Source organism: Almyronema sp. (assembly GCF_052168255.1).
Lineage (GTDB): Bacteria > Cyanobacteriota > Cyanobacteriia > Phormidesmidales > Phormidesmidaceae > Sphaerothrix > Sphaerothrix epifaneia.
Window position 1 is genome coordinate 61,927 of record NZ_JBQLZL010000034.1, and the last position, 22,958, is coordinate 84,884.

Annotated in this window: 25 protein-coding genes and 1 tRNA gene; 10 read left to right on the top strand and 16 right to left on the bottom strand. The window is 50.4% G+C overall.

The window, feature by feature from the left end; genetic code table 11:
* The first annotated feature begins 118 nt into the window (after nucleotides 1-118).
* The 3 genes from ACTS3T_RS07090 (at nucleotide 119) to ACTS3T_RS07100 (ending at nucleotide 2,080) form a co-directional block, all read left to right on the top strand.
* Nucleotides 119-1,168, top strand: a complete 1,050-nt coding sequence (locus tag ACTS3T_RS07090) for a hypothetical protein (protein WP_462934867.1) — start codon at nucleotides 119-121, stop codon at nucleotides 1,166-1,168.
* 16 nt (nucleotides 1,169-1,184) lie between these two features.
* Nucleotides 1,185-1,787 carry a TIGR04376 family protein gene (locus tag ACTS3T_RS07095; RefSeq protein ID WP_377965856.1) on the top strand — a complete coding sequence of 201 codons (603 nt, stop codon included), beginning with the start codon at nucleotides 1,185-1,187 and terminating at the stop codon, nucleotides 1,785-1,787.
* Between the two features lie 134 nt (nucleotides 1,788-1,921).
* Nucleotides 1,922-2,080: a hypothetical protein gene (locus ACTS3T_RS07100; RefSeq protein ID WP_377965858.1), complete on the top strand. Its 159-nt coding sequence runs from the start codon at nucleotides 1,922-1,924 to the stop codon at nucleotides 2,078-2,080.
* 122 nt (nucleotides 2,081-2,202) lie between these two features.
* Here ACTS3T_RS07100 and ACTS3T_RS07105 read toward each other — a convergent pair whose 3' ends face one another.
* Complete coding sequence (locus tag ACTS3T_RS07105) at nucleotides 2,203-3,216, bottom strand: tetratricopeptide repeat protein (RefSeq protein WP_377965860.1); 1,014 nt, start codon at nucleotides 3,214-3,216, stop codon at nucleotides 2,203-2,205.
* Between the two features lie 266 nt (nucleotides 3,217-3,482).
* Nucleotides 3,483-3,899, bottom strand: a complete 417-nt coding sequence (locus ACTS3T_RS07110) for a hypothetical protein (RefSeq protein WP_377965862.1) — start codon at nucleotides 3,897-3,899, stop codon at nucleotides 3,483-3,485.
* Nucleotides 3,900-4,104: 205 nt separating this feature from the next.
* On the opposite strand from ACTS3T_RS07110, the gene map reads away from it, so the two are divergent.
* Nucleotides 4,105-4,899 carry a type I methionyl aminopeptidase gene (map, locus tag ACTS3T_RS07115; RefSeq protein WP_377965864.1) on the top strand — a complete coding sequence of 265 codons (795 nt, stop codon included), beginning with the start codon at nucleotides 4,105-4,107 and terminating at the stop codon, nucleotides 4,897-4,899.
* Nucleotides 4,900-4,909: 10 nt separating this feature from the next.
* Here the strand turns inward: map and ACTS3T_RS07120 are convergent, their stop codons facing one another.
* The 3 genes from ACTS3T_RS07120 to ACTS3T_RS07130 form a co-directional block, all read right to left on the bottom strand.
* Nucleotides 4,910-5,572 carry a MarC family protein gene (locus ACTS3T_RS07120; protein WP_377965866.1) on the bottom strand — a complete coding sequence of 221 codons (663 nt, stop codon included), beginning with the start codon at nucleotides 5,570-5,572 and terminating at the stop codon, nucleotides 4,910-4,912.
* Between the two features lie 162 nt (nucleotides 5,573-5,734).
* Nucleotides 5,735-6,628 carry a polyphosphate kinase 2 gene (gene ppk2, locus ACTS3T_RS07125; RefSeq protein WP_377965868.1) on the bottom strand — a complete coding sequence of 298 codons (894 nt, stop codon included), beginning with the start codon at nucleotides 6,626-6,628 and terminating at the stop codon, nucleotides 5,735-5,737.
* 24 nt (nucleotides 6,629-6,652) lie between these two features.
* Nucleotides 6,653-7,618, bottom strand: coding sequence for an Npun_F2552 family protein (locus ACTS3T_RS07130; RefSeq protein ID WP_377965870.1), 966 nt, complete (start codon nucleotides 7,616-7,618; stop codon nucleotides 6,653-6,655).
* Between the two features lie 79 nt (nucleotides 7,619-7,697).
* Between ACTS3T_RS07130 and ACTS3T_RS07135 the strand changes: the two genes are divergently transcribed.
* The gene (locus ACTS3T_RS07135; RefSeq protein ID WP_377965872.1) at nucleotides 7,698-8,447 is read left to right on the top strand and encodes a DUF554 domain-containing protein; all 750 of its coding nucleotides are present in this window, start codon (nucleotides 7,698-7,700) and stop codon (nucleotides 8,445-8,447) included.
* A 144-nt stretch (nucleotides 8,448-8,591) separates the two neighbouring features.
* Here ACTS3T_RS07135 and ACTS3T_RS07140 read toward each other — a convergent pair.
* From ACTS3T_RS07140 to yqeK, 5 genes are all read right to left on the bottom strand, one after another.
* A tRNA-Met gene (locus tag ACTS3T_RS07140) sits at nucleotides 8,592-8,668 on the bottom strand.
* Nucleotides 8,669-8,732: 64 nt separating this feature from the next.
* The gene (locus ACTS3T_RS07145) at nucleotides 8,733-9,686 is read right to left on the bottom strand and encodes an asparaginase (RefSeq protein ID WP_377965874.1); all 954 of its coding nucleotides are present in this window, start codon (nucleotides 9,684-9,686) and stop codon (nucleotides 8,733-8,735) included.
* Nucleotides 9,687-9,728: 42 nt separating this feature from the next.
* Entirely contained in the window at nucleotides 9,729-10,226 is a 498-nt protein-coding gene (locus ACTS3T_RS07150; RefSeq protein WP_377965876.1) for a CGLD27 family protein, read from the bottom strand.
* An 80-nt stretch (nucleotides 10,227-10,306) separates the two neighbouring features.
* Nucleotides 10,307-10,765 (bottom strand): ribosome silencing factor, encoded by a 459-nt coding sequence (gene rsfS, locus ACTS3T_RS07155; RefSeq protein WP_377965878.1) that lies wholly within the window; start codon nucleotides 10,763-10,765, stop codon nucleotides 10,307-10,309.
* A 70-nt stretch (nucleotides 10,766-10,835) separates the two neighbouring features.
* Nucleotides 10,836-11,453: a bis(5'-nucleosyl)-tetraphosphatase (symmetrical) YqeK gene (gene yqeK / locus ACTS3T_RS07160; RefSeq protein WP_377965880.1), complete on the bottom strand. Its 618-nt coding sequence runs from the start codon at nucleotides 11,451-11,453 to the stop codon at nucleotides 10,836-10,838.
* A 148-nt stretch (nucleotides 11,454-11,601) separates the two neighbouring features.
* Between yqeK and ACTS3T_RS07165 the strand changes: the two genes are divergently transcribed.
* Nucleotides 11,602-12,303, top strand: coding sequence for a hypothetical protein (locus ACTS3T_RS07165; RefSeq protein ID WP_377965882.1), 702 nt, complete (start codon nucleotides 11,602-11,604; stop codon nucleotides 12,301-12,303).
* A gap of 72 nt (nucleotides 12,304-12,375) precedes the next feature.
* Here the strand turns inward: ACTS3T_RS07165 and ACTS3T_RS07170 are convergent, their stop codons facing one another.
* The 5 genes from ACTS3T_RS07170 to ACTS3T_RS07190 all read right to left on the bottom strand — a co-directional run bounded on the left by ACTS3T_RS07170 (nucleotide 12,376) and on the right by ACTS3T_RS07190 (nucleotide 15,952).
* Nucleotides 12,376-12,984: a DUF1269 domain-containing protein gene (locus ACTS3T_RS07170; protein WP_377965884.1), complete on the bottom strand. Its 609-nt coding sequence runs from the start codon at nucleotides 12,982-12,984 to the stop codon at nucleotides 12,376-12,378.
* Nucleotides 12,985-13,116: 132 nt separating this feature from the next.
* Nucleotides 13,117-14,076, bottom strand: a complete 960-nt coding sequence (locus ACTS3T_RS07175; RefSeq protein ID WP_377965886.1) for an RNA polymerase sigma factor, RpoD/SigA family — start codon at nucleotides 14,074-14,076, stop codon at nucleotides 13,117-13,119.
* Nucleotides 14,077-14,313: 237 nt separating this feature from the next.
* Entirely contained in the window at nucleotides 14,314-14,493 is a 180-nt protein-coding gene (psb35, locus tag ACTS3T_RS07180; RefSeq protein WP_377965888.1) for a photosystem II assembly protein Psb35, read from the bottom strand.
* A gap of 91 nt (nucleotides 14,494-14,584) precedes the next feature.
* On the bottom strand, nucleotides 14,585-15,289 hold the full coding sequence (locus ACTS3T_RS07185; protein ID WP_377965890.1) for a response regulator: 705 nt from the start codon (nucleotides 15,287-15,289) through the stop codon (nucleotides 14,585-14,587).
* A gap of 255 nt (nucleotides 15,290-15,544) precedes the next feature.
* On the bottom strand, nucleotides 15,545-15,952 hold the full coding sequence (locus tag ACTS3T_RS07190) for a Na-translocating system protein MpsC family protein (RefSeq protein WP_377965892.1): 408 nt from the start codon (nucleotides 15,950-15,952) through the stop codon (nucleotides 15,545-15,547).
* 740 nt (nucleotides 15,953-16,692) lie between these two features.
* On the opposite strand from ACTS3T_RS07190, the gene ACTS3T_RS07195 reads away from it, so the two are divergent.
* From ACTS3T_RS07195 to ACTS3T_RS07210, 4 genes are all read left to right on the top strand, one after another.
* Nucleotides 16,693-18,471 carry a sensor histidine kinase gene (locus ACTS3T_RS07195; protein WP_377965894.1) on the top strand — a complete coding sequence of 593 codons (1,779 nt, stop codon included), beginning with the start codon at nucleotides 16,693-16,695 and terminating at the stop codon, nucleotides 18,469-18,471.
* A 258-nt stretch (nucleotides 18,472-18,729) separates the two neighbouring features.
* Entirely contained in the window at nucleotides 18,730-19,161 is a 432-nt protein-coding gene (locus ACTS3T_RS07200; RefSeq protein ID WP_377965896.1) for a response regulator, read from the top strand.
* Nucleotides 19,162-19,184: 23 nt separating this feature from the next.
* On the top strand, nucleotides 19,185-20,501 hold the full coding sequence (locus ACTS3T_RS07205; RefSeq protein ID WP_377965898.1) for an ATP-binding response regulator: 1,317 nt from the start codon (nucleotides 19,185-19,187) through the stop codon (nucleotides 20,499-20,501).
* Nucleotides 20,502-20,604: 103 nt separating this feature from the next.
* Nucleotides 20,605-21,771: a hybrid sensor histidine kinase/response regulator gene (locus tag ACTS3T_RS07210; protein WP_377965900.1), complete on the top strand. Its 1,167-nt coding sequence runs from the start codon at nucleotides 20,605-20,607 to the stop codon at nucleotides 21,769-21,771.
* Nucleotides 21,772-21,827: 56 nt separating this feature from the next.
* Here ACTS3T_RS07210 and ACTS3T_RS07215 read toward each other — a convergent pair whose 3' ends face one another.
* Nucleotides 21,828-22,901, bottom strand: a complete 1,074-nt coding sequence (locus ACTS3T_RS07215) for an ABC transporter ATP-binding protein (RefSeq protein WP_377965902.1) — start codon at nucleotides 22,899-22,901, stop codon at nucleotides 21,828-21,830.
* Between the last annotated feature and the right edge of the window lie 57 nt (nucleotides 22,902-22,958).

The window sequence follows — 22,958 nt, forward strand, 5'->3', positions numbered from 1 at the left end:
TTTACTTAACAATTCATTGCGAATATTTCTCTTGGCTAGATATCTTGCTAAGTTCTAGGCAAACACCTAGCGGGTGCCGCACGCTCCAAACTGCAACGCCGGAATATGGACTACGACAATGACCCAGCGCGATAGCTTAAACACGCCTACCCTAGAAATCCCGTCTCCTGCGGTTGAACTGGCTGAAATGGACGCGTCTAATTTAGTGGACGCCTATGCAGACGACCTGATGGGCGATCTGTTTGGCGATGTTGACCGCATTTTGGCAGGAGAGACTGAGCTATCAAACGACGAAGCTGAGCCAGAGCCGCAGGCCGATACGGCATTTACCTACGCTCACGAATCTTTATCAGGGGCGATTGTCCCCCTGGGCGCAGGGCTAAAACTGGCTACGCCCACGCTTGATCTTTCTACGCTGGTAGCCCCCTCAACGGCGACTCCGGCGACCGCTACGTCTCGCCGCTGGTTTGGTCGCTCGTTCGATCGCTTCTTTTTAGGAGCCGCTTGCATGTCGCTGGTGTTTACCCTGTTGCTGTGGCTAGTAGATAGTCAGTATCGAACGCGCCAAGAGGTGGCGATCGCCCCTGAACCCGCCCCCACCGCCGCCGAACTGCAGGCAGAAGCCGATCGCCAATATTTAGAATATTTAGAGCGATCGCTCCAGGTGCTTGATCAGCAATCGGGTGAAGCAGTAGCAACAGCCCCTGCTCAGCCCCCTTCACTACCCACGCTTGCCCTCAGCCCTACCTCAGGTGCGCCAGGTACTTTGCCGCCCCTACCCGGTAGCTTAGCTGCCTCACCGCGCCCCAGCGTTGTAGAGCGGGTTTATGTGCCCGTTTATCAGCCGCCCCAAGCCTTGGCTCCTACCGTAACCCCTGTTGCGCCCACGCCAGCCCCCACTGCCCCAGCCGCTCCCGCTGCCCCGACCCGACTGCCGCAGCCATCGCCTACGGCAGCCGCTCCGGTGGTCACCCATTTACTGGTGGGTATTTTGGAACTCGGCGATCGCTCGGCAGCCCTATTTGAAATAGACGGTGCCCCCCAGCGGGTTTATATCGGTCAGCCCATTGGTTCAAGTGGTTGGACTTTGGTGTCTGTGGCTAACCAAGAAGCCGTGATTCGCCGTAATGGGGATGTGCGCTCAGTGATTGTCGGACAAAAGTTTTAATCTCAGGAAGGCAAGCATGGGCCTATTTGAAGATCTCAGCCGATTTTTGGAAACCCGGCTAGATGAGTTTTTGCGGGCGCATCCGCACCTAGAGCTAATGGCGCTGGAAGAGCAACTGCGGGGGCAGGAAGAAGACGCTATCAATTTGCTAGGCGACCTAAAGCGACGCGAAAAGCAGCTTGAAGACAGCATTCTCTCGACCGCCCAAGACATTCAGCGCTGGCATGAACGTATGCAGAAAGCTGCCGCCGCCAATCGCCAAGACTTAATGCAGGCGGCTCAGGAGCGAGAAGCTGCTTTGCTGCGCCAGGGAAATCACCTCTGGGGCCAAATGAAAGGAATCAAAGAGCGGATTGAGCAAACCCGTGAGCTGCAACGCCGTGTCCATGAGAAGCGGCGAGAGCTAAAAACTAAAATGGCGCAGGCCGAAGCTGAGCGGGCGGCTGAGCGGGTGAAAACGGCGTCAACGCCAGATCCAGCGGCTAGTTGGGGCAATACTGGCTGGAATCAAAGCCCTTACACCATTTTTGATCGCCCGGTTGACCCTTTAGAAGAAACATTCCAGCGCTGGGAAACGGAAGAAGAACTCGAAGAACTGAAACGCCAAATGGGGCGATAGCGCCAAAGCGATCGCGCTTCTGTGACTCATCTCACCTGTATCAGGTCAGCGAATCACCAGAGAGCTTGAGAAAAGAGAGCCTCTAGCTCGGTAGTTCTGCATAGGCTCAAACCCAAGCAGGCGTTTCGCTACTAATGGCTCTTCCCCAACCCAACCCAATCGAAAAACTGGTTCAAGAACTGCACCTTAAGCTCAAGTACGCTAAGACAGATACCGAACGGACAGCGCTGGCAGTTGACCTACGCTTTTGGCAGCGGCAGCAGCAAATATTCCTCTCTGAAGGACGCGGGTAAGCCCAAGGCTAGCGCCATAGGGGTAGCCACCCAGGTTGCCCCATTCAATGGCTGAAAGCCACTGAAATAGAACCTTTCAGTCTGCCCGCTGCCTTTAGCAACAGCGACCACGTCAACCAAAGCTAAGCGACCTGACGAGGAGCGGTTGTCATGCTTTCCCGCGCCCGTTTCAAATGAGAAAGCAACCAGCGATGTTGCAAAACCAGATGGGGCATAAGATGACACAGGGCAAGCTGACGGCAATGCCGAGCATTGGGGAAGTCGGGCTGCAATTTAAGCACTCGGTCATAGCTGGTAATCGCTTCTGGATAGCGACCCAAATAGGCCAGCGCTTTGCCGCGCCCATACCAGGCATTAGCCAAGTGCGGCTGTAGGGCGATCGCGCGATCGTAACTGGCAACCGCCGCCTGTAGCTGCCCTTGCCTGACTAACGTATTGCCTCGGCTATGCCAAGCTGCCATCAGTTCGGGTTTAATGTCTAAAGCGCGTTCATAGCTAGCCTGTGCATCCGCATAGCGCCCTAGCTTGTAAAGCGCCACCCCGCGCCGATACCAGATTTGATAAAGATCGGGCTTAAGAACTAACACCTGCCCAAAACTGGTGACAGCCGCTTCGTACTGCCCAAGCTGCATGAATGCTTCTGCCTGGTAGTACCAGGCCGGGTAAAAGTTTGGCTGTAGCACCAAAGCTCGCTTATAGTCATTTAACCCCTGCTGGTGGTCGCCTAGCTGGCAGTGCAAGCGACCTCGGCTATACCAGGCAATAAAGAGATTAGGGTTAAGCTTGAGCGCTTTGGCATAGCTACAAAGCGCTGTCTGATACAGACCCAAGCGGGCAAATTGATTGGCTTGGTTATACCAGGCTTTGACATAGTGTGGGTTTAGACTTAAAGACTTGCGGTAGCTGGCGATCGCGGCTGCGGGTTGACCGACTTGCGCCAGCCAAACGCCTCGGTTATACCACTGCTGGTAAAGACTTAGCTCAGTCGAATTCGTTGTGTTTGTTGCTATGCCTGCGGTCAGTTCAGGCATTACCGCTAATTCATCAGCCTGATCAAAAAGGGCTTCAAAGCGATCGCCGCTGACGTGTGTTCCGCTCGCCGATGGCATAGAAGCCGGGTCTAAACTAACAACCATATCCGTAAGCACCCTAAAGTTGGCAAAAATCAGTCAAACGAGACGGGAACACCGATCACTTTAAGTATCCCTAATTTGAAAAGATGAGCCTGTCAGTGAAACTACAGGATTACGCCTGTGATAATGGCTGCTTTTAGCCAGTCTGCTCAAAAAGGGTGGGATGAATGGCGGATAAAATTGTTGTCAATGGCCGTTGTTTGAGCCAACTTGGCTCGACTAGACGGAATTTACTGAGGTACCCATAAAGTTAGGAAAAAGACTCAGGGCTAATCAGACGAGGGCGGTTGAGACGGCGGTTTAAAAGCCTGCCACTGTAAACGCGTTGGCTGACGAATTTCAAACGAAATCGATCGCTGGGACTGAGGAGTCAGCGCTGGCGGCTGGGCTGGCGGAGCCGCTGGCGGCGTTGCCGACTCTAAACAGGCTGGAATATAGCCAATAGTAGACGTTGAGCAGGTAGGGGGGGCGTCGAGGTTTGGCGCTGAAGCTTCGGCAACAACGGCTTGGCGAGCAGTGGTGGTCTGTTTGAAGCGCTGGTAGTTAGAGGCGATCGCCAACAAAATGCCCCCTGCAACAGACAGCGGCCCCTGCAACTGAGCCAACCCGTCTAAATGGACTATCCACTGATAGCCTTCTGCCAACGCAAAGATTAGCACCAAACAAAGCAGCCAGAGCCTTACCATAATGTCTAGCGGCGATCGCCGCTGAATGCTGTTTGTAACCGCAGAATAACGAATTCTGGCCGCTTGTCAAGATCTAAAAGGCAGCCGACCCAACCGCTACTTTCATCCTTGGTTATGCTGGTATAGTTACCTGCTATGGGTTATTCTGCAACCGCTAACCCACCATTACAGGTCAAACCAAAAGTCACCTTAAGGCTAAAAAAACGTGGAACAACAGGAAGTCATTACGCTGCTGTCAAAACGAGAAATTGAAAAGATGCGTCAGGCAGGCCGAACGGCGGCTGAATTGCTGGATTATTTAGCACCCATGGTTAAGCCCGGTGTTAGCACCCTGGCGCTAAACGATGCGGCTGAAGCCTGGACGCAAAAGCGGGGCTATAGAAGCGCGCCTTTGGGCTATGGCCCCGAAGAAATGCCGTTTCCCAAATCTATTTGCACCAGCGTCAATGAAGTTGTTTGCCACGGTATCCCCAGTGCTGAACAAATTTTGCAAGAGGGTGACATTATCAATATCGACGTAACTCCTATAGTCGAAGGGTTTCATGGCGATACCTCGCGTACCTTCTTTGTGGGTGAGCCGTCGCCTTTGGCTAAAAAACTGGTAGAAGTCACAGAAGAGTGCCTGTGGCGCGGCATTCGAGCGGTCAAGCCGGGTGCCCGCATTGGCGATATTGGGGCGGCAATTCAAGAATATGCAGAAGCGGCAGGCTTTTCTGTGGTGCGAGATTTTGTCGGGCATGGGGTACACCGCATCTTTCACGCCGCCCCGCAAATTCCTCACTATGGCACCCGTGGTAAAGGTAAAAAGCTGCGTAAGGGCATGGTGTTTACCATTGAACCGATGATTAACGAAGGCACTTATGAGGTAGAAGTGATCGCGGATGGCTGGACAGCGCTAACTCGCGATCGCAAGCTATCGGCTCAGTTTGAACATACGGTTGTCGTGACTGAAAATGGGGTTGAAGTGCTGACGTTGGCTCCGGCTAAAGTGGTGGCTTAAAGCGCTTTTCTCAACGCAGGCCGACCAGTTCTAGCCAATCGGCTAGCCCATTTAAAATCAGTTGTACCCCGATCGCCATAATAAACAGCCCTAAAATCCGGCTAATAGCACTAATGCCGCGATCGCCTAACAGCTTCAGCAAAAGAGTAGAAGAACTCAGCGATAGATAGACGGTTAAACTGACCAGGGCAATGGCGATCGCGGCGGCAGTTAGATTCACAAACGTAGCCGTAGAGAAATCTCGACCCGCTTGAGCCGCTAAACCTAACGTAACAGCGATCGATCCGGGCCCCGCTAGCATAGGAATCGTCATCGGGATTAGGGAAATGTCTTCGTGCTGCTCTAGGCGATGAATCGCCGCTGCATTGTCGCGCGGCGAAAGCTTCGGTTGTGAGTTCATCGTCTGCCACGCGGCGTTAAAAATCACGATGCCGCCCGCAATTCTCACCACTTCTAGGGAGATGCCAAAAAAGCGCAAAATGCCGCCGCCAATGAATAAAAACAACAGCAGCACCAGCAGCACATAAAGCGCTGTTCGTTGGGCTAGCTGTCGCCGTACCGACTGAGAGGCATGGGTCGTCAAAAGCAAAAAGATAGGTGCCCCCCCCACCGGATCTACTACCGGAAATAAGGCCAGGAGACTACCCACCGCAAATTCAAAAAAAGTCTGCATAGACAAGAAGCGACAGCGATGAGCCGCTAGAAAATTGGCATGGCAAGCTGATTTTATTTAAACCTGTTTTGCTGGCCGATAACTGTTCACTTGCAACGGCTCGCTAAAATCGGGCTGAGACTAAGCGCGATCGCCCACTTAGCTTAGCCCAATGAACCATGCTTAGTACACTTTGGGCACAAAGGTTTGGGTACTCATGGGCGGTCGTTCGTATTCAATTGCCTGTTGCCGGGGAGGTAGTTCCATTGGCGCAGGGGTCAGGTCTTCGTAGTCAATGCAGCTAAGCAAATGGCTAATGCAGTTGAGCCGTGCCCGCTTTTTGTCATCCGCTTCCACCACATACCAGGGCGATCGCGTTGTATCAGTAGCGGCAAACATGTCATCTTTGGCCTTAGAATATTCCACCCAGCGGGCGCGAGCTTCTAAGTCCATTTCGCTTAGCTTCCAGCGCTTCGTGCGATCGGCTAATCGGGCTTGAAACCGCCGCTCTTGTTCTTCGTCGCTGACCGAAAACCAGTATTTAATCAAAACAATGCCAGAGCGTTGCAATAGATGCTCAAACTCCGGGCAGGAGCGCAAAAATTCTACGTATTCGTTGTAGGTGCAAAACCCCATCACCCGCTCTACCCCAGCGCGGTTATACCAACTGCGATCGAACAGGACGATTTCCCCCGCCGCTGGCAGATGGGCGACATAGCGCTGAAAATACCACTGGGTCTTTTCTTTTTCGGTGGGTTTGCCCAAAGCCGCAATGCGGCAAATTCGCGGATTGAGGCAATCGGAAATTCGCTTAATGACGCCGCCTTTGCCAGCCGCGTCTCGTCCCTCAAAAATGACAACTACCTTCAAACCCTTAAACTTGACCCACTCTTGCAGCTTAACCAGTTCAATTTGGAGCCGAGCCAATTCTTTTTTGTAGACTTTTGGGCTGAGCCGACTGGCCTGGGTTACAGGCTGAGCCGCCGATTGGCGGCGAGACTCATCAGACGGGGCTGATTTTTTCCGGGCTTTGGCAATAGCCGCATCAGCAGCCAATTGTTTTTTAGGTTTGGGCATAGGGCGATCGCGATTTTAGGCTAACTAAGCTCGGCTTCCATAGGCAGCCAATGGCTCTTTGATAAAGCGAATATAGAAGTGCTTAAACGTGGAGCGCACCACCCTGGGTAAGCCAAAATCAATTGGCACTAGCGTTTCGGGAAGCTGCCAGTCTGTAACTTTCAGATCGTCAGGTTGCAGCAAAGGAAAGGCGATCGCTTTGAGATCTGAACTTAGCCCTAGCTGCTGGGCGGCCACCAGCGTTGGTATGTGTTGGGGGTTCACGTTTAGCACTGCCACAACCGCGCGATCGAGAGCAAAAACATCAGTTGAAGCTGCTAGCAATCCTAAGTCTCTGGGTTCGCCGCCGCTAGGGCCGTTGCCCTCATGGCCAATAATGCCGTCAAGAATCGTCAATTCAGGCTGAATTGCCTGCGCCGTCGCCACCAGCATTTGGCCAAAGCGTTGCCGATCTTTGCCTGCTTCCATATGCCACCAAGCTTTCATCTTGCCGGGGACACAGCCAAACAGATTTTTCACACCAAGCGTAAGCGTGAGCTGGACATGAGATTTCACCTTAGGCAAGTTAATCACCACGTCGGCTGCCATTGCCTCACGCGACAGCAGTAAGTGACTAAATTCTGCCCTACCCGTTTCGTAGCGCTTACCGTGTAGCTCCACAATCGGTAAGTTTAAGCGCTCTATCAAGGGCAGATAGCCATTGGCCTCGGCCACCCCCCGGGCACTACCAAAGGCTGGACTATCCCCTAAAAACGGCGATCCTCCCGCCGCTTTGACCATCTGGGCAACACAATAAACCACTTCTGGACGGGTGACACACTCTTTGGTAGGTTTAGCCCCGGTCAACAGGTTGGGTTTAAGCAGCACGCGATCGCCCGGTTTTACCAAAGCGGCCATGCCACCTAGCGGCGCTAATAGCTGCTCTAATGATCGATGCAACTGCGGCAAATCGTAGGTGGTTGCCCGCAGCAGGCTAACGGTAGCGGCCATAGCGATTTAAATCTTAGAGGTAGAAAAGCGTTTATTGTTTTTAGGGTAACGAAGTGGGGGGGAAAAAGCGAGACAGTCTATGCTTAATTTTTTCGCCAAGACTAGCGGTACCTGGATCAACGTCGCCACAGTGCTGATAGGCACAGGATTAGGGTTGCTGCTGCGCGATCGCTTACCGCGATCGATGCAAGCCATCATTACACAAGCGGTAGGGCTGCTAACGCTGTTTATTGGCGTCAGTATGGCAGGCAGTATGGCTGAGGCCGAGGCTGGCCCGGTTGATGGCATTATTTTGGGGCTGTTGGCTTTGGTGGGGGGTGGGCTGCTGGGGGAATGGTGGGCAATTGAGGCCAAGCTAGAGGCGATAGGCGATCGCCTCAAACGGCAGTTTCGCGGCGGTGGTAAGTTTACCGAAGGGTTTGTGGCCGCTAGCCTGTTGTTTTGTGTGGGGCCATTGACGTTAATTGGCAGCTTAAACAATGGCCTCAGCGGCGATGACACGCTGCTGACGCTCAAAGCGGCGATGGATGGCTTAGCGGCGATCGCTTTGACTGGCAGCTATGGGCTGGGAGTAGGGTTTTCGGCGCTGGTGATTTTGGTGTTTCAGGGGGGCGTATCGCTGCTAGCAGGCATTTTGTCTCAGCAAATTGGCGATCCGGCTAGCGATCCAGGGATTTTGCTAGCAACGGGGGTCGGTGGCATTATGATTTTGGGCTTGGGGCTAAATCTGTTACAAGTTGGCAAAATTCGAGTAGCCTCCTTTTTGCCCGCTTTAATCTTGGCACCGATGCTGTATGCGATCGCGGCTGGGCTGGTTAACGGTGGCTAAGAGCTGAGGCCAGCAGGTAAAGGACAGCTTTTCTATCAGCGGCTTGCCGCCATTGAAGGGTGTCAACCGTGGTAGCTACGGCGAGAAAACGAAAGAAAACTAAAAAGCAAAACGCCCAAGCATGACTTGGGCGTTTCCAATTTTTGGTGGCGGGGGCTGGATTTGAACCAACGACCTTCGGGTTATGAGCCCGACGAGCTACCAGACTGCTCTACCCCGCGGCGTATTTCCCACTATAGCTGACCTTTGGTTAAAACGACAACAAATTCTTGAATTCACCCAAAACTAAAGCATTTCAATTTCGCCCATCACATCAAGTCGTTTAAAGTCGCCAATGACGAGATAAGTCTCTGCCAGATTTTCGGCAATCGTGGGAGTAATCCAGCCGAGCTGCTTAAGCAAGTGAATCGCCACGGCATACTTGGCTCGTTTAGCCCCGTCCATGACCTTAATGGCTAGCCCTAAGCCCGATCCAACTTGGCCGATGCATTGAATCCCTTCGGCTCCAGACTTGCTGACAATTTCCCCTTCCGTCAGCCGCATTAAATCGGTATCAAACGCTTCCTGTCCGGCCACCAGAGCTGGGTAGCTGGTCATGGCTCGCACAATGCGTTCCATATCTACACTGTCGCCGGAGGCAAGCTTGGCAAATAAGGTGGCCATTTGGCCAATTTGCATAAAGTAAGTGGGGGCACCGCAGTCGTCGTGGGCGCAGATAAACTCATCGGCTGGCATGCCCAACAGTTCGGCTACCTGTTGCAAAATCAACTGCTGGAGCGGATGACTGCGCTGTAGGTACGTATTGAGCGGCCACTTGCGCTGCTGACAAACTGCCAGCATACCAGCGTGTTTGCCTGAGCAATTGTGCTGCAAAGGGCTGCGCTTACCTTCGGGAATGGGGCACTGCAATAGCGTCGGTTCTACGTCACTGCGCCACAAAATGTTAAAGACCTGCCGCACCTGCTCCATAGAACCACGATGCGAACTGCAAATAATCGCTAAATCGCGATCGCTCAGGTTATAGCGTTCTAGCGTGCCCGTTTTGGTAACTGATAAAGCTTGAAAAGGTTTCAGCGCTGAGCGGATAAAAGTAGCCGTCTCAGCGTTACCTGCCACCGACAAAACCCGACCACGGCTGTCACAAACCACTGCCTGGGCACGGTGGATTGATTCTGGAATTCCTTCCCGCAGTAACTGAACTTTTATTTCTGCGGTTTGCGTTCGCTTAGCCTTGGTCATGGCTAAGACTCTTACATACTAGTGCCATAAGTGCAACGACCTTTAAACAAATTGCCAGATGAGGCTACCTGCCAACAGGCAACTCACCAAAATACCTAAAGAAGCTTGAATACGCTTCAATAAAGGCTTTACCTGATAGTCTACAATCAGGCGATCGCGGGTTGCGATCTCATCTGGTTTGAGCCACACTTGGCCGTCGTACCAGCCTGACTCTTCATAGGGGACGGTTTTATCTTTAAGCCGTTTGCCGACATGAATCCAGCCGATATAAAGCTGTAGCAAGGCTAGCACTGGCAGCGCCGTCGCCCCGACCGCTCCGCTAATTAAAAACTTGAGCAGTACCTTTTGCGGGGGGAAGCTAGCTGCCGAAACGGGGCCGCTGATCAGCCAACTTACCAGCCACAACCACACAATTGGCCGCACAAAGCCCTGCAAGTCGCGCACAGCCCAGCTATAGAACCAAGATCCCTGAATGTCTTGATACTCATTAATGGGCTGCTGCTCAGGTGGAACCGGACAGCGAGTAGACGTAGGCTTCATAAGATTCAACCAGCACACAAAGACGGGTAACAGAGAACCTTTCTTTGTTTTTCAAAACCCATGCGGCAAAACAAAGAAACTTAGCGCAAGCGGCTCCTGGCTGGTTCTGTAGAAGGTTCAAAAGGAACCTCCTGAGCATGACCCCAAAATGCTTCGAGATCATAAAACTCGCGCTCTTGCGGTAAAAAGATATGAGCAATCACTTCGCCGTAGTCTTGCAAAACCCAGCTACTGTCGGTAGTCCCTTCTGTACGCAGGGGACGCCGCTGCCAGTTTTGCTCGACTTTTTCTTCAATCGATCGCGCGATCGCCCGTACCTGGACATTAGAAAAGCCAGTGACAATGACAAAAAAGTCAGCTAGATAAGAAACATCGGCCACCTGAAGGATCTTAATATTACCTGCTTTGCGATCGTCGGCAGCGTGAGCAATCTCAATCGCTAACTGCTTAGCGGTTTCTAAAGAGGCTGCGTCGGTAGTTGAGTGAGCTTCGGGAGTGGCTAGGCGCTCAGCGGTGAAAAAGTTAGGACGATCTGTCATTAAACGTAGATTTCCTCAATTCAGCTCTATGGAGAAGTCAGGGCAATGTCTAGAACCCGTCACTCAGCGGCTAAGCCGATAGACGAGTTAGTCTTAAGCGGTCTTGACTGGCCTGTAAAAACCAGTTGCGAGTCTGTACGGCGCGAGGATGAATCAACTTCCCAGCCTGGATAAGTTGCGTGAGGGTGTATTCACAGGTTTCGTAGACAGCTTGAGAGAGGTCTTCATAACAAAGCTGCCTGAGGCGGTTAAGGTCGCTCTGTTGCCCGCGACCTGGCTCTAGCGAGTCAGCTAGAAAAACAACACAGCTAACGGCATCCATATTGGCTGCCCCCAACGTATGGTTGCGAATGGCCGCTAAGACCACGGCATCATCAACGCCAAACTCCTCTTTTGCCACAATAGCGCCGATTTCTGCATGTAGCAGGTGAGGATTAGCGATCTCAACTGGATCAAGCGTCAAGCCAGCTTGCTGAGCCATCTCTAACAGGCGATCGGGCTGAAAATATTTGGCTAAGTCATGCATCAGGCCAGCTTGCGCCGCCGCCTGGATATTTAAGTCATGGTACCGAGCCAGCTCAATCGACAGCTGCTCAACCCGTAGAATGTGTTTAACTCTCGGTATCGGTACATTTTCATCTAGCCAACTCAACACTTGCTCTCGCAAGCGGCTAGAAAAATTTGTCATATGTTAGAAGAACTTAAACTGCCTTTGATATCATTCTGAAGCCATTGTAAACGATGTTTTTGTAGAAGCGTTTTAAGCACTGTTTCAAAGACAGACCCACAGGTAGACTAAATTAGCTGCTGTAGATTAGCCTCTTAGGACAAAAGCTATGACTTCGTTTCTGACTGCTAATGTACTTTTGGGTTTTTTGGTGGGTTTGCTAGTAGCCTTGATCGTTTATTGGCTACAGCAACAGCGTATTCGTCAGCAAAAGAAACTGCTGCTGCAACTCCAGCAGCAACACGAACAGCTTGACCAAACGCAGTCACAGCACTTAAGCGATAACACCCACCAGCTACGGCAGAGCTACAAGGCAGAACTCGCTCAAACCATTGAGCATTATCAAGATCAGTTGGCCAAACGCGTTGAGCAGGTACGAGAAGAATATGAAGCCCGGATTGAGGTCATGCAGTTGGCTCAATCGGCGATCGCTGAATCAGGTACTGGAGAACCTGTTGATTGGCCTGAAACGGCTAGTGCTGTCGTAACCCATGATGCTACCAGTACAGCCGCAAAACCGGATCTTGCCGCTCGTACTCTTGAGCCAACCGCAACTCTAGCGCCCCCAATGCCCGCGCCTGAGTCCCCTGCTTTGAACCAAGCTCAGCTTGACTCATCTCTACAGCAGTTTCGACAAGACTTTGACGGTCAACTGGCCATCAGACTAAAGCAGCAGCAGCGTTTGCTAGTCCAGCAAATTACTGATTTTAAGCAGGCTTACGATGGTCGCCTGAGAAATTTGGAGCAACTGATCAAAGCAAAGGCTCAAGAACCTCCCTCAAACGCCAACGCCAATACTGAGATTTATTAAGGCTAAGGGGACAAAAAAAGCCACCGAGCGATCGGTAGCTTTAGATTGCAAGCAATGGTGAGCTTGAGAACCTTAGCGGTGCGGATGATGCAAATCAGCCTGCACTTCTTGCTCTAAGTTGACTTGGCGAGGGCGATCGCTATCGGCATCATAAACGCCCCATTCTTCTAGCCCTGGGTTGTTAAAGAGAACGGACTGCGCCCGCAGAATTTCATCAGCCGTTCCTTCTACCACAATCAGGTAGTCACCTTGAGAAAGGCGATCGCTATAAACTTTAGCCCGGTCATCAGGGATGCCTAAGCCCGCTAATGCACCCACTAAACCTCCTGAGATAGCTCCAATCCCTCCCCCGGCCAAAGTAGTGGCTAAGGTTGTAGCAATGGTGCCAGCCCCAATAAAAATACCAATACCGGGGATAGCAAAGGTGGCCACGCCAGCGAGCAGCCCTCCCAACAAACCGAGCGTCGTGCCTGTAACAGCGCCAACAGCCGCCCCTTTATCCGTCTCGTGACCGGGCTTGCGCGTGAGGTCGGTACCTGTCGCATTGTCGCCTGATTGCTTAGCAATCACCGAAACAGCTTCAATCGGAAAGCCAGACTGCTTCAGTTCTTCGTAAGCGTACTGAGCATCGCGTTCGCGCGTAAAGACGCCAATGGCGCGGCGGCGTTTACCTAGTGTCATAGTGTGACCTCTCTGAAAAATAAGTGATTACGACGTAATGTTTTGCTGTAAATGCCCTAAAGCGTTTCGTTTTGGCAAACAAGGCTGATGGCTCGTTTGACCAAAACGCCTAGCTACAAAAACCTGGAAAAACTAAAGAGCGACCAAATACTCTTTGAGATTGCCGCTTTGTTGACGCAGCTTTTTAACGGCCTGCTGTTGAAGCTGGCGCACGCGCTCACGGCTAATGTTTAGTCGTTTGCCCACCTTAGCCAGCGATAGCTCTCGTCCGTCTTCTAAACCAAATCGCAATGCTAGAACTTCCCGTTGCTGAGGAGTTAGCCCAGACATCATCTCGCGTAAGTCTTGTTGCAGATTGGTTTGAATGGTGAAGTCTTCTGGAGATGAATCTGGGTCTTCTAGCAAATCGCCCAGTTCGGTATCCTGGTTATCACCCATGCGCGTCTCTAATGACAGCGGCTGACGAGCGTAGCCCAAATACTGGCGAACTTTCTTGTTTGAAAGCTCAAGGTACTCAGCTAACTCAGCAACGGTGGCCGAACGACCCAGTTCTTGCGCTAAAGTGCGTTGCGCTTTTTTGATCTTGTTTAAGGTTTCATTGATGTGAATTGGCAAGCGAATCGTGCGACTTTTTTCAGCTAAAGCCCGCGTCATGGCTTGGCGAATCCACCAGTAAGCATAGGTTGAGAAGCGATAACCCTTCGCCGGATCAAACTTTTCGACCCCTCGTTGCAGGCCAATCGTCCCTTCCTGAACCAAGTCCATTAGGTCTAGGTTGCGTTTGGTGTATTTCTTAGCGATCGAAACAACCAAGCGCAGGTTGGCTGCCACCATTTTTTTCTTGGCTAGCTCCCCTTTATGAATAGCCTTGGAGAGTGCTTCTGTAGATAAATTTGTGGCTTCAGCCCATTCGCTAAGGGTTGGCTGGCGGTTGTTTTTTTCGGCAAAACAGTCTCGAATTTCTTCTAAGGACATCAGTTGCTTTACCTGTTTGCCGTAAGAAATTTCTTGCTCGTGGGTGAGCAAAGGAATGCGACCAATCTCTTTGAGATAGTTGCGTACCGAATCCGTAGAATATCGAACAGTTGCCATAAATGTTGGAAAAACGCTTGCCTTACTGTGAGGGATGTTTCTGAGGAACTACCCTGCAACTAAGACTGCTAGAGTCGCCAAGAAACAGTTCACATGGCCTATTATTGGCTTTACCGAGCTGTTAGCACATCTTCCAGGAGACGTAGTCTCGCAAAGGCTAAAACCCATGCCAAAAGAAAGACGCGACCTCAGCCGCGTCTTTGGATAGGCGATTTGTTTGAAGAAGAGATACAGCCGTTATTTATCAATTTTGGGAACGACGTCAGGGCGCTCTTTATCTTCCCAACCCGTGGGGCGCTTGGAGTTGTACCAGGCAATTGAGCCTAGAACCACTGCGGCGACAAATCCAATAAAAAATACCATGCCCAGAGAGATTGGAAGTGCTGTAGATTCAGCAGTCTGCATAAATAAATTCATAGGTTAAATCCTTATATATCAACCTTTGAATTCAGGTTACGAAACTGTCGCTATCGATACATCCATCTTGGGACTTAACTTGTCAGGGCTGTTAGCTAACAAGTCCGGTACGCAGTGCCCGAACCGCAGCCTGGGTGCGATCGCTAGCACTGAGCTTGTTGAGAATGTTGCAAACATGGGTTTTAACCGTGCCAACGGTAATATAAAGCTCTTCTGCGATCGCGGCATTGCTATAGCCCGCTACAATCAGCTCCAGCACTTCTAGCTCCCGCTCGGTCAACGGATAAGCCGCCAACACCTGTTCGTAGTCAGCTTGCCTATCACTAGCGCTACCATCGGCAGAACTGGCAATTTCTACCTGCTGCTGTTGGGCTTGGTTGAGTACAATCCGCGCAATCGTTGGATCAATCCAGGCGTTGCCTGCGTGCGTCACCCGAATAGCTTCGATCAACTGTTCAATATCAACGTCTTTGACACTATAAGAATCGGCTCCTGCCGCAAAAGCCGCCATCACTGCTTCTTCGTTGTCATGCATCGTCAAAATCAAAATTTTGGTGGTGGCAGTTTCATTTTGACTGGCTTTAAACTGACGCGTAATCTCAACGCCGTCCATATCAGGCAGACCAATATCCACCACGGCCACATCCGGCTGAATTTCGCGCAAAATACTCAGCCCTGCTTTACCGCTACTGGTTTCACCCACTACGGTCATATCGGGTTGCTGCTGCATTGCGGCTTTTAAGCCGACCCTTGTCAAGTCGTGGTCTTCGATTAAAACGATTCGGATGGTGTCCATAGCAAAAAATCTAGGGCTATTTTTGTAGAGGCGATCGCCCAAAGCTCATCTTTTACCTACGTGTAACATAAGCGTAGAGATGAAGTTTGTAACAACGCCTAACGACTGACAGGCTCAAAAGCTAGCTCAGCTCAGTTACTGCCGGATTTGACTGAGCGCTTTGTGCTCGTCCCCTAATTTTACTATTTCAGCTTGGTTTCCCACAATCAAATCGCTGTTGTGCCAAGCGGCTTTTAACACCGTAGAACCGCGACTTTAGGTAACGGCTTTCTTCTTTACCTTTGGAATGGCATCCGGATTGCGAACTTCAGGGATTTTATCTAGAACCGCTATCATGCCCGTACGGCCTGTGTCGAGCTTCGCATCAGACAACAGATCCAACACCTTCACCGCAAATATCTCTTCAATCAACTCCCTAATTTCAGGTTGTAAGAGCCGCTCAATTTTGCCATGAACCTCATCAGCCAGTTCAGTACTGCCGTCTTCAACGATCAGTTGTTCCGGCAAGGTCAAGGAGTCTTCTAAAACAATCGCTAGCTTTTGCTCAAACATCTGGCAGGTGACTTTACCAATTCGATGTCCAAGTCGATTGCGATAAAGCGCCTGCAGCTTTTGCGATAGATCACGTTCGAGTTGTCCAATCGTTTGCTCTTGACTGCTCATTTAGCGATTCCTCCCGATCTGGAAGTTCGCTGGAGAAACGGCTATTTTCCGAAACGCTATGGGTTTTAGCAGCAATGTCAAGCTCATAAGGGGTTCATTGAAAAGAAAAGTAATCGCTGCCGCTCAATACCTGTTTGGGCACAAAGCCTCAACAGATGAGCAGGCAGTAGCAGATGAAAAGTAAATTACAAGAACCTGAGCCAATGTATGACTGGCAGAAGAACTATTTAATACCGACGTCAAATAAATCTTTAGACAGATTTTGCTGGGGTGGGTTTGCTGCAGGTGCCTGCTGATCGAGTGACCCATAGCTCGCTGCTCGACGCCCGCTCTTGGGTAAACAATTTGACGAGTGCATTCAATTGAGACTCAAGAGACTCAAATTAGACTCAAAAATTAAACTCGAAACGATAGAGGTTGCTGACGCAGTTTCTGATGTTGCGACTTCAGGATGAATTTTCGGGTCTATAAAGAGAACGCTTTATCTGCCCATTATTGCTGAGCTAGGCGATCTCTATCTGTAGTCATACGCTGTGGGGCACTAAGGATGATTGAATTTTATGTAGACAAGGGCAAACTGACTCTAGGGAATCTCCCCTAGAATGTTGGCGCTTGTACGTTTGCTGAAGCTTCTCTGGCATTTTTGCAACGGTTCCCGCTTGGTCAGCCTTTGCCAAATCCCGGACTATATAGCCCAGCCTTAAAGCGTTTAACTTCGAATTGTATTTCGTTAATGTTTTATGGCTCAGTTTTCCGATGAGTTTCGCTCTCAAGAGGCGGCTGCGCGTAAGCAACTTGATGGCTTGCAAGATTGTTTAGTCGATAGTCAGGCTAAGTATCGGCGGCTGCAAGCCGATCACGAACAGACGACAGAGGCTTTACGTCAGCAAGAGCTTTTTTTGCGCAGTATTTATAACAACGTCAGAGAAGCCATTTTTGTTGTAGATGTTCTACCGGATGGAGACTTTCGCTACGCTGGGTTTAATCCAGCGTCTGAGCGTTTGACTGGGCTATCGGCTGACCGGGTTATTGGTAAAGCGCCTGAAGATATTTTACCTGCTGCGGCAGCCGGAGCCGTGCGATCGCGCTATCAAGCCTGCCTAGACCAAGGGAAAACAATTGAATACGAAGAAAAGCTGCCATTTTCGGGCAAAGAAACCTGGTGGCTCACCGTTCTCACGCCGCTGCGAGAAGCCGCTGCCATTCACCGCATTATTGGCGTCAGCCTCAACATCACTGAGCGCAAACAAATGGAGGTGCGCTTAGCCGCGCTAAACCAAGACTTAGAAGCGCGGGTGGCTGCTCGAACGGCGGAGCTAGAGGTGGCTAATCAGCTTAAGGACACTTTGCTGCAGCGAGAACGGCATGCCAAAGCTGAAATTGAAGCCGCCAGACAGGCTTTGAGTTTGAGCGAACAGCGCTATCGCTCTGTGGTAGACAATGTCCGCGAGGTGATTTTTCAGACAGATGTAGACGGGTGCTGGACATTTCTAAATGCTTCATGGCAGACGGTTTCTGGTTTTTCGCTGGCAGAAAGCTTAGGTCAGCCTTTTTGGCAGTACTTTCATGTTGAAGATCAGCCTTGGTGCCGCGATCGCTTGCAGCAGGTTAACCAGGTTGATCTGCAACAGCGGCGAGAAGTAAGGCTGCAAACTCAGACTGGCGATTTGCGCTGGGTAGAAATTGATATTCAGCCCAATTATGACGAAAGCGCAACTTTCACCGGGGCAGTTGGGGTGATTAATGACATCAGCGATCGCCGCCATGCTCAAGAAATGCTGGAGTCTAGAGCCAATGAACTGACTCAAATCAACACCCTGCTGTTACAGACAACAGCGCTGCTCGAACGTCGCAACCAAGAACTCGACCAGTTTGCCTATGTGGCTTCCCACGATCTCAAAGCACCTCTACGGGCGATCGCCAACCTTTCAACCTGGCTAGAAGAAGACTTAGGCGACCAGTTGCCAGCCGAGAGCCAAGAGCATATGCGGCTGATGCGAGGTCGGGTTCACCGTATGGAAGCCTTGATTGAGGGGCTTTTAGCCTATTCCCGCATTGGGCGCAAAGAAGTTCCTACAGAAACTTTTTCGCTACAAGAGCTGCTAGAAGAAATTATCGATTCTCAAGCTCCTCCCGAAAATTGTGACATTCATCTCCAACCCGATCTGCCCACGTTGACCACTAAGCGGCTGATCTTACGGCAAATTTTTTCCAACCTGCTCAGCAACGCCATCAAGTACAACGACAAGCCTCAAATTGAAGTAACTATTCAGTGCCAGGATCGAGGCGAGCACTATGAATTTGCCGTCAGTGACAACGGCCCAGGAATTTCGCCTCAGTACCATGAGAAAATTTTTCAGGTTTTTCAAACGCTGGAGGCACGCGACAAGACGGAAAGCACAGGTATTGGCTTATCCATTATCAAAAAGATTATCGATACCGAAGGAGAGGTCATTACGGTAGACTCTCAGTTGGGCCAGGGGTCAACGTTTCGCTTCACTTGGTCGAAGCAGCATTGAAAGCGGCTTTTCAACTCACTCAGCGCTGAGCCATAAAGCTATGCCCCTACGGTTAAGCAACTTAAATGGCTGAAAGCTGCTGAAAGAGAGCTTTTTATTCTGACTTTAGGCTTTTGCCTTCAGCTATTAGCCAGTCAAATCTTGTCAATTTAGGGGGCGCAAAAGAAGAAGCTGTAGAGTCTATCCCCTAGCAGATAGGTATTGGGCATAAGAATTGATATAAAGGATGCAAACCCTTACTCAAAGCGACCGCGCCTCATGGACTCTAGAGCAATCAATATTTTGTTAGTAGAAGATGACGAAGTTGATGTCATGAATGTCAAGCGGGCTTTTAGAAAAAATAATATTGTGAATCCGCTTTACATTGCTGGCAACGGTTTGGAAGCTCTGGAGATGTTGCAGGGAAGCGAAAAGCAGTCGCCGTTGATTCCCTCCGAAAGAAGGCTGATTTTGCTTGATCTAAACATGCCCAAGATGGGCGGTATCGAGTTTTTGCAAAATTTAAGAGCTGATCCCCAATTGTGCTTGACGCCCGTTATCGTGCTCACCACCTCTAATCAGGATCAAGATCGGGTAGAAGCCTATAAATTAAATGTTGCAGGATACTTGTTGAAGCCTGTTACTTTTCTTAATTTTGCTGAGGTGATGGCTACCTTAAACAAGTATTGGACCCTCTGCGAAATGCCGTAAGCCCCTTGCTGCCCTAATCATTAATGGAAAGAACGCCTGCTGCTACCTCAACTGCTGAGTCAACAAATCCTTTAAAGATACTTATTGTTGATGATGACGAGATTGATCGTTTAGCAGTTCGTCGTGCCTTTAGAAAGGCTCATATGCCGCTGCAGTTTAATGAGGCAGAAGACTGTGAAGCCGCGATCGCGACTTTGCGCCAGTGTTCGGTAGACTGTGTCTTCTTAGACTATCGCTTACCCGATATGGATGGTCTAGAACTGGTCAAGGCGCTACGGCAGGCCGGGTTCAAAATTCCGCTAATTGTGCTGACTGGGCAAGGTGATGAGGAAACCGCCGTTGAACTGATGAAGGCAGGTGCTTCTGACTACCTTTCAAAGTCTAGAATCACACCTGGAACGCTGGTGCGCTGTTTGCGCAATGCCATTCGGGTTTACGAAGCTGAATTAGAAGCAGAACGGGCGCAAAAAGAACTGCGAGAAAAAAACGAAATCCTAACCCGGCAAAATTTAGAGTTAGAAAGACAGCGTCAACAAATTCAACTACAAAACATTGAGCTAATTCGCGCCTCGCGGCTGAAGTCTGAGTTTTTAGCCACCATGTCCCATGAGCTAAGAACCCCGATGAATGCAATTATTGGCTTTTCTCAAATTTTGCTGCGACGAGGTGAAGGGGTTTTTACTAAGCAGCACATGGATATGGTGCAGCGTATTCTCAACAATGGTAAAAACTTACTGGCGTTGCTCAACGATATTTTGGATTTTTCTAAAATCGAGGCAGGCCGTTTGCAGCTAAGGCTAGAGCGATTTGACCTGGCAACGCTGATAGAAGCGACAACAGAAGAACTGCGATCGCTTGCCGAAGAGCGGGGTCTAGCCCTAAAGCTAAGGATGCAGATCAGCGATCCGTGGGTCGTCAATGACCCCAATCGATTGCGGCAAATTTTGGTGAATCTGCTTTCTAACGCCATCAAATTTACCGACAGAGGACAAGTTTCTGTCGAACTGTCTGAAATTTCGCCAGACAAAATTCGCTTAAAGGTAATTGATACAGGCATTGGTATTGATCCAGGCCACCTCAAGCATATTTTTGAAGCCTTCAGACAGGTTGATCAAACCAGCACCCGTCGCCACCCAGGTACGGGCTTAGGGCTGGCGATCGTTGACTCTCTGGTTAAGATGATGAACGGCATGATTGAAGTCGATAGTCAGCTTGGTCAAGGATCGGTTTTTTCGGTTGATTTGCCGCGTCACATCAAAATGCCCGATAAGAACAACTCTACCTTGCCCCATGAGGTAGACATTCCGCCTCAGAACTTAAGCGGTTTGCTTAAGTTCTGAGGCGGAATTATCTATCGGGCGATTGCTAGCCCGATTCATAGAATCTGCTAAAGTCTGCCTGAGTTTAAAACTTGTGTGTCCTTGTCAGCGTGTTTGAAATCCGATGCTTCAACCTCTTAATACAGATACCTCCCTTTTATCTCAGCCCGTCAGCGATCGCATTTTGGTAGTGGATGATTCCCCTGACAATTTGTTTCTAGTGCAAACAATTTTGGAAGAAGAAGGGTACCAGCTCAGTTTTGCCGAGGACGGACGAACTGCTTTACAAAAGATTTACCAGTCGCCCCCTAGTCTGGTTTTGCTTGATGTGATGATGCCGGGGATGAATGGCTATGAAGTAACCCAAAAAATTCGCGGCAACGCCGATTTGCCCTTTATTCCCATTTTGCTGGTGACTGCCCATGAAGAATCGAGTGTGGTTAAAGGGCTAGACACAGGCGCAGACGATTTTATTCGTAAACCTTTTGATATGGATGAGCTGCTGGCGCGGGTGCGGGCGCTGCTGCGGCTAAAGCACAGCATTGACGCCGAGCAGGAAATTATGCGGCAGCGAGAAGATTTCGTCTCTCGCCTGACGCACGATCTGCGGACGCCGTTGGTGGCGGCAGATCGAATGTTGGCGTTACTTAAAAAAGGGACATTTGGCGAGGTTGCCCCAACTGCCCAAGACGCGATTGATGGCATTGTGCGCAGCAACCAAAACCTGCTGCAAATGGTTAATACTTTGCTAGAGGTCTACCGTCACGAAGCGGGTAAGAAAACAATGACCTTTGCTCGCTTTGACTGCGAAGCCTTGATTCGGGATGTTGGCGAGGAACTGCGCCCCTTGATAGAAGAAAAAGGGCTAAGTTTGCAACTGAATAACCACGTGCCCGAAACGGCAGCCTGGGATGGCAAGCTGATTGGCGACTGTTTGGAAATTCGGCGGGTGATTACCAACCTCATCGGTAATGCGATCAAATTTACCGATGAGGGGTCGATTACGATTAGCCTACAGCTATGCGAAGCCGCTGCAATAGCTGAGGCGGCTGAAGATCTGATGATGATCAGCATTCAAGATACTGGCACAGGGATTGCACCAGAAGATCAGCAGGAAATCTTTGAATGGTTCCGCCAGGGCAACCACATGCGAGCGGGCAGCGGCTTGGGGCTGCACCTGTCGCATCGCATTATCAAAGCTCACCAAGGTCACATTGAAGTAGAGTCTCAATTGGGTGAGGGGAGTACGTTTCGGGTTTATCTGCCGATCGCTACGGCCATTGCACCCTAAACCAATGCCCGCTAATCAAGCAGCCCTTCTGCTAAACCGCGATCGCTTAGCAATTGCTAGTCGCCAATACGCTCCTCGGTTTTAGCGTGGAACCAGTGAATGCGATCGCTTGGTAGCGCTAGGGTAATGTCTTCATCGTTCCAGCGGGCATCAGAAGATAAAAGTGCCCGTAAGATAGTCTTTTCTTCACCATCAACTCGAATACTAAGCAAATAGCTCATCCCCAAGTTTTCAACCAGAAAAACCTGACCGTGAAGGGTCGTGACGTCTTCTTCCGGTTGCGCCAGACGTACATGCTCAGGGCGAATGCCTAAAATAATGGCTTGTGGCGATCGCGCCGCCTTAGGCAGCGGAATTTTAAAGTCCCCCAATACTGCATGATTTCCCTGGCAAGGCAGCGACATCAGGTTCATTTGCGGACTGCCGATAAACCCAGCCACAAAGCGATTAGCTGGCTGGGTATAGATCACCTCTGGCGTATCTAACTGTTGCAACAAGCCCTTATTTAGCACCGCCACTTTAGACGAAAGCGTCATCGCCTCAGTTTGGTCATGGGTAACGTAGACGACGGGGGATTTCTGTTTTTGAAAGATCTGCTTTAAATCGGCGCGTACCTGCTCCCGTAGCAAGGCGTCTAAATTACTCAGCGGCTCATCAAGCAAAAAGACATCGGGTTCACGTACCAGCGCCCGCCCCAAGGCTACCCGTTGCCGCTGCCCGCCAGAAAGTTTAGCTGGTTTGCGATCGAGCAGTTCATCTAGCCCCAAGACCCGAGAAGCTTCTTGAATCCGGGTTTGAATTTCTCCCGTCGCTAAGTCGCGCAGCTTCAGCCCAGAGGCCATGTTGTCATAGACCGTCATATGGGGATAAAGGGCATAGCTTTGGAAGACCATCGCAATATTGCGATCGCCAGGAGGTAACGTGGTCACATTGCGATCGCCAATAAACACCTTGCCGTTGGTGGGCTGCTCTAATCCGGCAATTAGCCGCAAAATCGTAGACTTACCGCAACCCGAAGGGCCAACCAGCGTCAAAAATTCGCCATTCTCTACCTGCAAATCCAAATCTTTCACAGGCACAATCTGACGGCTGTAGGCTTTTCTCAGGTTTTTGATTTTTAGCTTTGACATAGATCTTTTGAGTTTTAAGTTTTGGGTTTTAAGTTTTAAGTTTTGAGCCTCAGTTTT